Annotated in this window: 11 protein-coding genes and 2 pseudogenes; 4 read left to right on the top strand and 9 right to left on the bottom strand. The window is 51.7% G+C overall.

What is annotated here, in order from left to right; genetic code table 11:
- The first annotated feature begins 73 nt into the window (after nucleotides 1–73).
- Nucleotides 74–259: a YqaE/Pmp3 family membrane protein gene (locus tag BMX14_RS11560; RefSeq protein ID WP_048913441.1), complete on the top strand. Its 186-nt coding sequence runs from the start codon at nucleotides 74–76 to the stop codon at nucleotides 257–259.
- Between the two features lie 34 nt (nucleotides 260–293).
- Here the strand turns inward: BMX14_RS11560 and BMX14_RS11555 are convergent, their stop codons facing one another.
- The 6 genes from BMX14_RS11555 to BMX14_RS11530 form a co-directional block, all read right to left on the bottom strand.
- The gene (locus tag BMX14_RS11555) at nucleotides 294–920 is read right to left on the bottom strand and encodes an NrsF family protein (RefSeq protein WP_092676964.1); all 627 of its coding nucleotides are present in this window, start codon (nucleotides 918–920) and stop codon (nucleotides 294–296) included.
- Nucleotides 913–1,461 carry a sigma-70 family RNA polymerase sigma factor gene (locus BMX14_RS11550; protein ID WP_092676962.1) on the bottom strand — a complete coding sequence of 183 codons (549 nt, stop codon included), beginning with the start codon at nucleotides 1,459–1,461 and terminating at the stop codon, nucleotides 913–915. Before BMX14_RS11550 ends, BMX14_RS11555 begins: the two co-directional genes overlap by 8 nt.
- The gene (locus BMX14_RS11545; protein ID WP_092676960.1) at nucleotides 1,451–2,671 is read right to left on the bottom strand and encodes a protein-disulfide reductase DsbD family protein; all 1,221 of its coding nucleotides are present in this window, start codon (nucleotides 2,669–2,671) and stop codon (nucleotides 1,451–1,453) included. Before BMX14_RS11545 ends, BMX14_RS11550 begins: the two co-directional genes overlap by 11 nt.
- 11 nt (nucleotides 2,672–2,682) lie before the next feature.
- A complete protein-coding gene (locus BMX14_RS11540) occupies nucleotides 2,683–3,213 on the bottom strand; it encodes a peroxiredoxin (RefSeq protein ID WP_230527478.1) in 531 nt (176 codons plus the stop codon).
- Between the two features lie 132 nt (nucleotides 3,214–3,345).
- Nucleotides 3,346–3,870: a cytochrome b/b6 domain-containing protein gene (locus BMX14_RS11535; protein WP_177173141.1), complete on the bottom strand. Its 525-nt coding sequence runs from the start codon at nucleotides 3,868–3,870 to the stop codon at nucleotides 3,346–3,348.
- Between the two features lie 164 nt (nucleotides 3,871–4,034).
- Nucleotides 4,035–4,577, bottom strand: coding sequence for a glutathione S-transferase family protein (locus BMX14_RS11530; protein ID WP_230527465.1), 543 nt, complete (start codon nucleotides 4,575–4,577; stop codon nucleotides 4,035–4,037).
- A gap of 101 nt (nucleotides 4,578–4,678) precedes the next feature.
- Here BMX14_RS11530 and BMX14_RS11525 point away from each other — a divergent pair.
- Nucleotides 4,679–5,169: pseudogene (locus tag BMX14_RS11525) on the top strand (MaoC/PaaZ C-terminal domain-containing protein); the annotation flags it as partial.
- 55 nt (nucleotides 5,170–5,224) lie between these two features.
- On the opposite strand, the gene BMX14_RS11520 reads toward BMX14_RS11525, so the two are convergent.
- Complete coding sequence (locus BMX14_RS11520; protein ID WP_092676954.1) at nucleotides 5,225–5,764, bottom strand: serine acetyltransferase; 540 nt, start codon at nucleotides 5,762–5,764, stop codon at nucleotides 5,225–5,227.
- 86 nt (nucleotides 5,765–5,850) lie between these two features.
- On the opposite strand from BMX14_RS11520, the gene BMX14_RS11515 reads away from it, so the two are divergent.
- Nucleotides 5,851–7,788 (top strand): acyltransferase family protein, encoded by a 1,938-nt coding sequence (locus BMX14_RS11515; protein WP_177173140.1) that lies wholly within the window; start codon nucleotides 5,851–5,853, stop codon nucleotides 7,786–7,788.
- A 162-nt stretch (nucleotides 7,789–7,950) separates the two neighbouring features.
- Here the strand turns inward: BMX14_RS11515 and BMX14_RS11510 are convergent, their stop codons facing one another.
- Nucleotides 7,951–8,793, bottom strand: coding sequence for an aldehyde dehydrogenase family protein (locus BMX14_RS11510; protein WP_092676950.1), 843 nt, complete (start codon nucleotides 8,791–8,793; stop codon nucleotides 7,951–7,953).
- Nucleotides 8,794–8,974: 181 nt separating this feature from the next.
- On the opposite strand from BMX14_RS11510, the pseudogene BMX14_RS11505 reads away from it, so the two are divergent.
- Nucleotides 8,975–9,577 (top strand): annotated as a pseudogene (locus BMX14_RS11505) (autotransporter strand-loop-strand O-heptosyltransferase); the annotation flags it as partial.
- A 48-nt stretch (nucleotides 9,578–9,625) separates the two neighbouring features.
- On the opposite strand, the gene BMX14_RS11500 reads toward BMX14_RS11505, so the two are convergent.
- Complete coding sequence (locus BMX14_RS11500) at nucleotides 9,626–12,301, bottom strand: autotransporter outer membrane beta-barrel domain-containing protein (RefSeq protein ID WP_230527461.1); 2,676 nt, start codon at nucleotides 12,299–12,301, stop codon at nucleotides 9,626–9,628.
- Nucleotides 12,302–12,656 lie beyond the last annotated feature (355 nt).

The following is a 12,656-nucleotide window of genomic DNA, read 5'->3' as shown; positions in this document are numbered from 1 at the left end:
TAGGCTAATGACACTTAGGGCTTAGTATTTTTCTCGTCTACACTGAAGTGAAGGAATGATAACAGGAGAGATCATGAGACTACTTATTGCACTACTTTTACCTTGGCTGACGTTCTTCACTATCGGTCGACCTATCGCCGGGATTATCTGCTTAATTTTACAACTGACACTGATCGGCTGGCTACCTGCCACCATCTGGGCAGTCTATGCCTTAAGCCAATACAATACCGATAAAAAAATTCAACGCTCAATGCGTTAAGCATAAGTGAGGCAGGCCCTCAGCCTGCCCGTTATCATTTCACTCGCGTAAAACGTCCGATAATCATCGTTATTCCAATAATGGTCGCCACGGCAGCACAATGCAGGGCGAAATCCACGCGATCTTGCTGCACTGGATGACACAGTGACAAAAGACTGACTGACCATGCCGCCACGCTAATCCCTGCCATCAATAGACTCTTCTGGCTGTACAACCCGCCACTCTGGCGCAACGTCCACAACAACGTGATCACCATGGGCGCACTCACCACCATCAGAAAAAGATAGCAAAAGGTCCCGTGATCATGAGTCGGCGCGGGGGAGTGAGCCGGAATACTCATAATGTTAAGCAGTAACCAGAGTCCGCCGCCTAAAATAAACCGCACGGTAGGGATCGTATGCCGTCCGGGGATCAATAAGGTCAACGCGTTCCATGCCGCCGCGATGCCTATTGTCACCGCGAGGACTAATTGCGCTAAGGCCAGCCCGGCACCAGCTTGGGTCCAGTCAGTGAGCCCGCGATGCACCAATACACTAGACACTATCGCTAAGGGAAGGGCCACCGCAATCCACTTAAGTATACGGACCCCTACCGGGGCGAGAGGGTTGACGGGCCGCATCTCGTGAGAGAGTTGCTTGATTAATTGCTGATGATCACTCATTTTTCGCTCCGAACCGTCGTAAATTGACCAACGCTCGATGTAGTAGAGACTTCACGGCCGAAAGAGATAATTGATGGTGCGAGGCAGCTTCCGCGAGACTCTTTTCGTTAAGATGAACAAATTCCACCATCTCTCTCTGGCGTGCCGGTAACTGCTGTAAGTAATGCCTTAACTGGTGTTCATCAGCAAGCGGATGACTCTCAGCGGTACTCGATGCCTCACAATAGTCATCGTCCACCACCTCATAACGGCGATACCCTTGGCGGCGCAGCGCATCAATACAACGCGCCCGGATAATGGCCTGTAACCATGGCATAAAAGGATAATGACTGTCGTAGGTGTGGCGAACGCGATGCAGCGTCAGCAAGACATCTTGGATCACATCCTCGACGTGACCTCGATCATAAATCTGTTTACTGACTTGCGTGCGGATTACCGGCAGCAAGGCCCCCAACAACCGTTCGTACGCCTGTTGAGAGCCATGTTGAGCCTGCACCATCAGCGCTGGCCACTGCTGTTTATCGTGGTCGTTAAGCGCCATTAGCCGCTTTCTGTAGGGCCTGCGTGACAATTTGCGGGGTCAACACTTGCGGGAGAACCACCGGCTTACCGCCATCCGCGGGATAGACTAAATACATCGGTAATCCACCTTGTCCAAACTCGGCTAACGCATCCTCGACATCGGGATTAAATTTCGTCGAATCCGCTACCATAAAATGCGTACCGGTCGCAGAGATGGCCTGTTTCACCGCCTCAGTCGACAACGTGGTGCGCTGATTAACCTGACAGGTAATACACCAAGACGCCGTAAAATCGACAAAAATAGGTTTTCCCTTACCCCGTAGCTGCGCCACGTTATGCGGCGACCAGGTTTCTTCACTGACCGAAGCGGCGGCTGATACTTGACTCTGCTTAGGGGTAATTCCGACCACCGGTGCTATCACCGCGACCAACAGGAGTAGGATAATCGCGGCTAACCCACGGTAAGAACGCGACATCATGCGTCGACGCTGAACAATACCGTACAACCACGCGGTAAAGCCAAACAGTACCGATACGGCCAACAGCATACCCAAGGCTTCGCTATCCGTCTGTTGGGAAAAAACCCATACCAGCCAGGCATAAGCCCCTAGCATCGGAAAAGCTAACCCATGCTTCAAGGTCTGCATCCACGCACCCGGTTTCGGTAACCACCGTGAGAGTTTAGGAAAGAAACAGATCAACGAAAAAGGCGCAGCAAAGCCAAGGGCTAAGGAGAAAAAGACCCATAGCGCGACAAAAGGCGGTTGTACTAATGCATAGCCTATCGCACTGGCCATAAACGGTGCGGCGCACGGCGTCGCCACAATGATCGCCAATGCCCCGGTTAGCGCCGAGCGAGCAAAGATCCCGCGTGCCGTCTGGACTGCACCAACATTTTGTACGGCAAGTCCGACTTCAAACAGCCCGAGTAAGTTGAGGGCCGCCGCCAGCATCACCAGAGCCAATAGGGCAATCACTAGCGGAGACTGAAGCTGAAACCCCCAGCCTACCGCCGCGCCACCAGCACGCGCCGCCAGCAGGATCCCTGCCAATAACAGCATGGTCACCACAACGCCGACCAAAAAGCCCATCCCCTCCCGTCTGGCGTGGCCAGAGTCAGATTGATGGTTGATAAGACCCAGCGCCTTCAATGAGATCACGGGAAAAACGCAGGGCATGAGATTGAGGATAATGCCGCCCAAAAAGGCGGCGAATAGCGCGGTTAGCATCCTGTCACCACTTAGTGTGCTGAGCGATACTGTTGCACAGCATCCAACGCTTTCTGGATATGCTGATCAGGATTTCTATCCGTGTAACTCATTAAAATTTTGCCTTCAGGGGAAATCACATAAGAGGTACGCTCTGACATCGCCTTCCCTTTCACTTGTACCGCGGTTTGATACTGTGCGGCGACCTTGGCACCGGGATCCGCCGCCACCGCAAATTTATCGCGGCACTCGAGTTTGGAGAACTGGCTAATTTGGTCGGTATTCCCCGCCGTCACACCAATGACTGTCGCGCCCAATTGGGTAAACTTATCGGTAGCTTCGGCGAACTCATGAGCCTCTAAGGTACAGCCCGCAGTAAATGCCGCAGGGAAGAAATAGAGGACTACCGGGCCTTTTTTAAGGGCTTGTTGAAGAGAGAAATCGAGGGGTTTACCGCCCAGTGCTGCATGCAATTGGAATTGTGGTGCCGCTGCACCCACCGGTAACGCGGCTTGTGCCGTAAAACTTGCGGCTGCAAAAGCCATTCCCACTCCAGCAACCATCTGGGTAATACGACGTGTAATCATAGTCATCTCCATACTCCTGTAGAATTAATGTAATAAGTTTAGTTAACCTTACTGACTAATTCGCTCTAAAGAGTAAAAAGTTGCGCAAGGAGATAAAAAAATTTTCGATTATTTTCCCCACAGCCGCATGGCCCGCAGAGTGTTATCTTTTTTAATCACATGATGATACAGCGCTGCCAAGGTGTGTGCCGCGATGAGCCAATATCCCAGCTGTGCCAGATCCATATGCCATGCCATTAGGCTTTTGGCTAAGGCAGGATTCGGGGTATCAGTAATCGGCATCGCGAGACCTAACCATGACCATTCCCGCCCCCGAAAGTAACGCGCGGTGAGACTCAGCAGGGGTAAGGTGATAAATAAGAGGTATAACAGCCCATGACCCCACTGCGCCAACCGAGAATGCCCGCTAGGCTGAGTCATGTTCAGCGCGCGTTTACTTCGTAAGAAGACCCGCGTGAGCATCATGATCAGTACGCTCATCCCCGCATAAACATGGGTAATCGCTACCACTTTTCGCTGCCCCGGTGTGAAGTCAATCCACGAGCGCGACTCAATACTGCCGTAAGCCGCCAATAAGGCGAGCAGGGTTAACCAATGAAGCAGACGAATAGCAAAAGAGTAATGGGTAATCACGGTTATCGACCTAGCCTAAATGTTTTCCTTAACATCGCTTACCCTTAGGCTAAGGTCAAGTCATCCCTGCACCGCATTAAAAAACCTAGACGGGGGTTATACGTGCGGGCAGGCGGCAGTCGAAGTCACTTGTGCCAGCGCTTCCTGCAAGAATGTCCAGGCCACTAGCTGCTGTTGGTACCGTCCCGCTGCGCCCGGCAACCTGACACCGTAATGCTGTAAACGATAGGCCAACACGGCATAGAAAGCATCGACGGCCGTCGGTTTATCGCCCTGATAAAAAGGCCCCTCGGTCCCCGCAATAGAGTTGTGACTCGCGCGATTTCTGCGGTTTGCGCGGGAGAAAATACAATTAACGGGCTGACGTCGGCTAAGGTGAAGGGCATCGTTTGGCGTAGAGCGCTAAAACCGGCGTGCATTTCGGCACAGAGGCTTCGCGAGAATGCACGTTTACCCTGTTCACTCGGATAGAGTTTCCCGCCACTCAGCTCATTAAGGTACTCAATAATTGCTAAAGAGTCATGGAGACGTAATGTGCCATCCTCGAGGAAGGGAACCAGCCCGGTCGGGCTAAGGGAGCGTAGTTCGCTTTTACAGCTCGCGCATTGTAACGCCAATACACGAAGATCTACGGGAAGTTCGGCTATTTTTATACCGATCATCGCTCGCAAAGACCATGTTGAGTCTGTCCCCACTGATAACTGCATCACAACGCTCCTAAGCTGATAATGTTTCAGCTACTTTACACGCTATTTAGCCCCGTCATACACGAGCGATGGCTTAGGTGCGAAAGTCCAAGAAGAGGCCCATACACCCTTTCCGTAAATATTTTGAAGATTTACGTCCGGGTGACAGTTTGCTGACTCACCGTCGAACGCTAACTGAAGCCGATATTGTCAATTTGCCTGTCTAAGTGGCGACCATTTTTATGCCCATATGGATAAAATTGGTGCCGAGGCCTCTTTCTTTGGCGAACGCGTTGTCCACGGCTATTTTATCGTTGCCGCCGCGGCAGGACTTTTCGTGGATGCCGGGGTCGGACCCGTCATTGCCAATTATGGCTTAGGAGGGCTGCGTTTCTTGCAACCGGTTAAACCCGGCGACACCATTCGGGCCCGGTTAACCTGCCAACAAAAAACCGTCAAACGCCAGCGTAGCGCGGAAGAACGTGCCACGGGGGTCGTGCAGTGGGCAGTTGATGTCACTAACCAATATCAAGAAGTGCTCGCAGTATATTCTATTCTGACCTTAGTCGCGCGCCGGGAGGCCGATTTCCCGACCGACATAATCGTAGAATAGTCAGGGTAAGGGCATGAGTTCGTCTAACTGACTCATGTCCGACGCGCCGCGAGTATTATTCCTTAGGTCGTATACAAGAGTGATTAACGCTGTAGTAGGTGCTGTTGGCGGGAATATCATGATTAACGAAAGCCCCCGCGCCGATCGTCACATTATCGCCGATCACAACATGTTCTGAAATAATACAGCTGTTCGCCCCAATATTTACGTTGTTGCCAATCGTGAGGGTATTGCTATTATCCGACTTCAATCCTATTGTCGTATTTTGCCGTACGGTAAAATTTTCGCCTATCTTACAGCGTCGCGAAATCACAATCCCAGCCTGATGGCCAATGGTCAGACCCGCCCCAATTTGGGTCCCTAACTCAATCTCGGTGTTATATTTAAAGAATAGATTACGGTTGATTCGCTTAGCCAGTTTCTGCCGATATCGACTCTTGCTGAGATAAAGAAAATTCGCTAAGCGCCACCAGAACACAAACCGTTTCTTTGGCTTTTTGTACGCCGAATGGATAGCCTTTCCCCAAGAAAAAGGTTTCTTGTTATGGCCTATCACCTCTCGATGTAAACACTGTTTTAGCTCATCGACTGACATATCTAGTTACATCCATTAGGCTAATGTTAACGAATGCATTACTATATAGCGATTATAGTGTTAATTACAGTTTTGGGTCCCTTTTAATGCAACAGGCTGAGTTTCGTTATGATGTAAATGGCTTGCGGGCATATGCCTTATTGCTAGTCGTTTTTTATCATTTTAATCTTCCGCTTTTCCATGCGGGATTTATCGGTGTTGATATTTTCTTTGTTATCTCTGGCTATTTTATGACAAAGATCATTGTCGACCAATTGTATGTCAATAATTTTAAAATAAAGAACTTCTTCTACGCCAGATTTATTAGAATCGTGCCACCATTACTATTAGTAACGATCACCTTCTATTGTGTGAGTTTTTTACTCTTAAATCCAGAGGACTTCCAGTATTATTGTAAGTATGTTATAAAATCTTTAACTTTTACCTCGAATATTTCATTACTCAAAGAGGCCGATGACTATTTTGCTGCCAATAGTGCAAAAAACGTATTGCTGCACACATGGTCTTTATCGGTAGAGTGGCAGTTTTATCTTCTTTACCCCTTTCTGTTTATTTTACTCAATAAAGTTGTGAAGCACCCTAGAGGGTTAATTACTATACTCTCCCTCTTATTGCTCTCTTCATTTCTCTTTTCAGTCTATCAATCGACGATCAACCGTGCCTATGACTTCTATATGCTGACCACCCGTGCTTGGGAAATGTTGGCGGGAGGACTGGTTTATCTGTTTGAAAGCAGCAGAACGTCTCAGCAAAGTCGCCCACCTATTTTATTGAAACTATTTGGGATAGCTCTGGTTTTATTATCATTAATCACTATTAATGATAAAGTTCTTTGGCCTGGATATTTAGCTATCCTAGTAGTGATCGGTTCATCACTGATCATCTATTCGGCAAATAACTCTTTACGTATTTTCAATCATCCGGTTATTTATAACATTGGATTAGCATCCTATTCGATATATTTATGGCACTGGCCAATTCATTTTCTTGCTAATTATTACTTCCCCCATCCTACAACTATTAACAATATTGGATTCTCAGCCTTATCCATCATCATTGGTTATTTAAGTTATAAATTTATAGAGAGGAAAGTCATTTCTTGGGCAAAAGGTAAAGGCCAATTATTCTCATTTTCATTTTTCTTATGTACGGTACTAATTTTTATCGGTGTCGCAGACCATACCCGTAAGAATTCTGGGTTCCCATGGCGAGGGGGAGAAAATTATCTTTCCCTTATCAATAAAATAAAAATGCCTAGCCCGGAGGATGGTTGGTGTTTCTACTCTATCGCAAGCCATCACGAGTTCACTGTTGGTCTTCCCGGTGTACAATGTAAGGTTGGTAACACTATTCATCCGCGGAAAAAAGGACTGCTCTTCGGTGACTCCTATGCGGGGCAATACATACCTTTTTGGCAAAGCGTGGGGGAAAATAATTTTATGCAACTGCAGGCAATCACCACTAATTGGTGTAATCCCTCTACCGGTAATGACTTCTCTGGTCCCCATTCTTCACGTGCCTATCAGCAATGCCTATTTAATCGCCACTATCTCCTCGATCATATCAGCGATTATGATTTCATCGTTTTGGCAGGATCGTGGACTCAAGATTTCGATAATCCACAATCAATTGAAGGTTTACGCGATTTAATTACTAAAATTCAGCAAAAGAACGTTCCGCTTATCATTATGGACGAGCCTTATCAGTTTGAAGAGAATGTTGGTGCACTTTATAAGCAGAATTTATGGCGACACCGCTATTTCGATATTCAGCCTTATACCTCTGTCAAGATGGACAATACACTACGAGCCACCAGCCAGATCCTTGACCAATTGATCGCCAATCCCGCGAATACGCTACATCTTCGCCGCAGTGATCTCTTCTCACCGACGCATTATGCCGTCGATGACATTCCTTATTCATTGGATGGGGGACATATCAGTGTGCTGGGATCATTAGCAGCCGAGCGCTATTTTATTGCGCACGGCGGCAGTGAAAAGCTTCAACACTTTCTTAAGCAATAATTCAGTCGATCCCCCAGCGCACTGGGGGACCCGTTGTCTTTTATTCAACAATGCGAATAGATTTACGGTGAGTGAAGGCTTGGAAGCTAAAGAAGCCGTGATACTCCCCCATACCTGAGCTCCCCACCCCACCGAACGGGAGATAAGGGGAAAAGAAATGGGTCAATGTGCCGTTGACTTGCGCTCCCCGCTCGGTACTGCGCTAATCACTTTTTTACCTGTCGCCGTATCTTTGGTGAAGACATAAAACGCGAGCGGATTAGGAGGGCGACGGTTTATCTCCTGCACCACTTGGTCGACTCCCTCGTAGTTAACGATAGGCAATACCGGACCAAAAAGCTCCTCCTGCATTAACGCATCATCCCACTGCACATCAGACACGACCGCAGCGTGTAAATAGTGATTGGCGGGATCGGCTTGTCCGACAATTTCAACATGTCCCCGGGTCTGCTTGAGTAACTCGAGTAAATGCTCAACCTGTCGCTGACTCACCACTTTACCGGTGGAGTGGACGTTGGGGAGTTGTTCACGAATGGCTTGCGTTAGCCGATCCACTAATGAGGTTTTCAGGCTAGAGGGGACGAGCACGTAATCCGGTGCGACACAGGTCTGACCGCTGTTAGTGTATTTACCAAACATCAGTTGTTGGGTAACTTGATCGAAGTCAGCATCTGGCAAGACTAATAAAGGCGTTTTGCCCCCTAACTCTAACACCACCGGCGTTAAATGCTTCGCGGCAGCCTCCATCACCACTCGACCAACGTTAGGGCTCCCGGTAAAGAAGATAAAATCAAAAGGTAAGCTGAGCAGTACGGTATTCTCCTCTCTGGCTCCTTGCACCACGGCCAGATAATCACTATCAAACGCGGTATTGACGATATCCTCGATTACCTTTGCAGTATGAGGAACTTGCTCTGATGGCTTAATCATCGCGGTATTACCGCCAGCGATGGCGCCCACTAACTGTCCAAGCGCCAACGCGACAGGATAGTTAAAAGGGCCAATGTGTAGCTCACGCCATAGGCCTCATGCTGATAGGAACAGGTTGAGGGGGCGAGGATCTTAGGTGTTTCTACCTGCTTTTCACTGCACCTGAAGTTAACACCATACTCCCTGCCCCGGCTACATCGGGTAACGGAGCCCATCCGTTCCTGCTCCCACCTGAGCGGCCGATCATGAAGGGACCGGCTGGGTCACCTCGGCCAAAAAGTACTTCGTCCGCTTCCGCATTCAGGTCTGGCGCGGTGACGAAACCACGCCGCTGCTGGACGAAACCCTGTCCCTGAAGGACAGTGATGTGCTGATTTCCTTCCCCACCGGCACGCTCGGCGACCTGCTCGGCTGGTTCCACTACGCGGAGCACTTCCGTGTGCTGCATGGCTGCCGGCTTGAGTGCTACATGGCTCTCGACATCATCGAACTGCTGGCGAGGCAGTATCCGCACATCCGCTTCTCGGCACCCGACGTCGTGCGGAAGCCTGCACCGTACGCCACTTACCGGATAGGCCTGTTCTTTGACGGCAACGATACGCACCTGCCGGTGGACTTCCGGCAGGTGGGCTTCCACCGCACCGCCGGGTACATCCTCGGCGTTGGTCCACGGGAGGCGCCTCCGCCCCTTGACCTCAGCGCGTCGCGCGTCATCGGTGAGCCTTACGTCTGCATCGCCGTGCAGTCCACCTTTCAGGCCAGGTTCTGGAACAACGGGCGCGGCTGGGCGGAGCTGGTGGCCCATCTGAAGTTCCTGGGCTACCGGGTGCTGTGTATTGACCGGGAAGCCGCCAGCGGCGGGTCGGTGAACAGGCTGACCAACCTGCCGCCCCCACGGCGTGAAGACTCAGAACCGGTAGTTCACCTGCAGCGCCCCCTGGCTGTCGCGGTAGCCAGCCCCTCCGGCCTGCTGCGTGAACACCACGGCGCCCGACAGGTTCTGCGACAGACGCCCCTCCACGCCCGTTTTCAGTTCGGCCACGTTCCGGCTCCCCCGCACAGCATCCGGTTCTCCGTTCATGCGCACGCCGTACACCTGGGTGTTATGCAGCCAGTTCACTTCCACGAACGGCTGGAACTCGCGCACGGTCTGCCGGTCTGCCCGGCTTTTCCCGTTCAGGTAGGTTCTGAGTCCGAGGCGGGTTGTGACTCCGTCATTTCCCGTTCCCTGCACACGGGTGCCGCCCGCCTCTGCGTGGTCATCCGCCCGGATGCCGGACCAGACGGCCTGCGCGTGCGGCTCAAGGAACAGAAAACTCTCCGTCCCGCCGCTGCTCTGCCAGCGTCCCGCCAGCCAGGCATAGCCGCCTTCCAGCGACGCCTTTATGCCCTGACTGTTGTAACGCTCTACAGGCAGCATATCCCCTGACACCTCGTTGCGGAACCAGTTGTACTGCGCCCACGTTTCAGCCCATGCGCCGGTCTTTGCCTCTGCGTTCTGGTACCACGTACCGTACACCCCTGCGCTGTATCCGCTCACGCTGCCCTTCGCGTCCCGGCCGGTCAGGCCGTTGTGTGAACTGCTGTCCGCCCGGCCGTAGCCGCCCGTCAGGCCGGCGTGAAGCGCGTCCGAGCCGTTTGTGGAGCCCTGAATAATATCCCCGCCCAGCTGCAGCACGTAGCGGTTCGTCTGCGTGCGGTTCTGGCCGTCCGCCATGGATGTGCGCCCGTGACTGCCCAGATTACGCATCCACAGGCTGGTCGTACGGACCTCACCCGTCACCGGGTCGCTGTAGCGCGTTTCCCCGCTGCGGTCCCGCATTGACAGGTCAAACAGGGTATTCGCCGCCTGAAGGTTAGCCGTGTAGGCCGCCGCCTCGGGACGGTACATGCGGACAGGCTCAGAAGAGGGGGTGGGTTCAGGGGCAGGCTCAGAAGAGGGGGTGGGTTCAGGGACAGGCTCAGAAGAGGGGGTGGGTTCAGGGACAGATGCGAAGGCTGTGCTGGTCAGGTACCAGCCCGCCGGGTCGGTGCCCGAAACGTTTCCTTTGCGCAGGCGGTAGTCATAGGCACCGGCCACCACGCGGTTCCCCAGCGAGAACACGGCGTCAGAGCGCCCTCCCACGCTGATGAGCTGGATGCCGTCCAGCGTCTGGGCGCCGCCGCCGTTCTCGTTAGTCACGAAGAGGGTGCTGGCACCGCTCGTATTGCTGGTCACCACCAGGCGGTCGGTCAGCGAGTTATCACCAGCCAGCACGCTGCCGAGTGACACCGAGCTGCCCGGCAGTCCGGTGTAGTCACCGTTGACGGTCAGGGTGTTGCCCGCGCTGGTTGGGGTGGGGTTCAGCACGAGGCTTCCACGGTTGGTGAGGCTGGCATTGAGGGTGGAGGAGGCCATTTTTTCCGTGCTGAAAAGCAGCGTGCCGTTCTGTGATAAAGGCCCGTCAAGGACGCTGCCGCTTTCCAGCGTCAGGATGCCGTTGTTTGCCGTACCGTTGAGGGCTGCCCAGCGTGCCGACGGGGTGAGGGTGAGTGAGCTGCCGGACGTAACAACGATGCTGTCGACATTGACGTTATTCGTGGCGGTGAAGGTCGCGGTCGTGCTTCCATCTCCCACGAATACAGCTGAGCCTGCCTGACCTGTTACTGCGCCATTAATAACCGCTCTGATCCCACTGATATAAATCGCTGAGTTGCCGAGGTAAACAGAGCCATCCAGTAATCCTGAGGTGTGAATACCCCCATCAATGCTGCCGGAATTGTATACAGACCAGTTTCCCCCTCGGATTGTGCCGCTGTTTATAATCTGAGAGATGTTTCCGGCATTGCTTATTCCGGTATCTGCGCCCTGAATTACCCCTCCGGATTCGTTTATAATACTGCCCACTGCACCTTCGTTGAGGATCCCGTTGGCAATGGCACCCGTAATTGAACCTGTATTATCAATTTTACCTATCCGGTTGGTTATTCCACTCGTTGTAAGGTTGGTTATGCCTGTCGCAGCCCTGATTGTCCCGCTATTAAAAACCGCGTCAATTGATGAAAGATTATAGAGGGCGGTGGTGTAATTGTCGTTTCCGGTCAGGTCACTGTTCAGTGCTACACTGGTGCTCACCGAGTCATTCAGCAATGTTCCGCTGTTTGTAAAATCACCAATAAATCCTGAGATATTATGCACCGCGGCAATGCCTGAACCGCCGCTGACGGATATCAGTCCGTCATTAAAAAAATCGTCTATATGCGTTTCATTTCCTGAACCCGGCCCGTTACTGGCCACACGAACACCAGTGTATGCAGAAGCTATTGTGCCGCTGTTGCCAAAACTCTCGAGGTTGTTATCAGTAACAGAGACTGAAACGAAACCGGAGCCTTCGCGGGTGACGTCAACAGATGCGCCTTCTGCCACAGTAAAAAAACCCAGTGACGGAGAGACCGTACATTCTTCGGTTTCTCGGCCGGTAACGGTCTGAGCTTCATTATCGCCAGCTGAAGCACACACGCTGGCTGCCACTGATGAGAATGACAATAAATTTAAACCCATCAGGCTAATGGCCCACGTTGCTCGCTTTTTTTCATATAGCATTTTTGAACTCCAGTCAGGGAAAACTTGTAAATCATGGGCGTGAACGTGAACAGGACAGTCATAATCCTCACGGGCATACCGTGTCCTGTTCAGTCAGAAATGATTCAGGATTACTTAACTTATCAGCGTTCCGCTTGCCAGACCAGATACTGGCCGGAACTAAATTAAGCGTAGGGCATAACTGGTGATGCATCAGGTTCTCCACCCTGAAAAACACACACTGAAGTTCAGCATTAGCGGCTAACCGGCACTGAACCCTGGCTGTCACGGTTCCTGCCGTTACGGGAATACTGTTTTGGACACCGCTTTTCAGTTGTTAAGCAGGGCAATGCCAGAATTTCGTGGAGGTGTGTTA

The sequence above is a fragment of the Rosenbergiella nectarea genome (assembly GCF_900111105.1).
Taxonomy (GTDB): Bacteria; Pseudomonadota; Gammaproteobacteria; order Enterobacterales; family Enterobacteriaceae; genus Rosenbergiella; species Rosenbergiella nectarea.
This window is presented reverse-complemented; position numbering and strand designations above follow the sequence as displayed.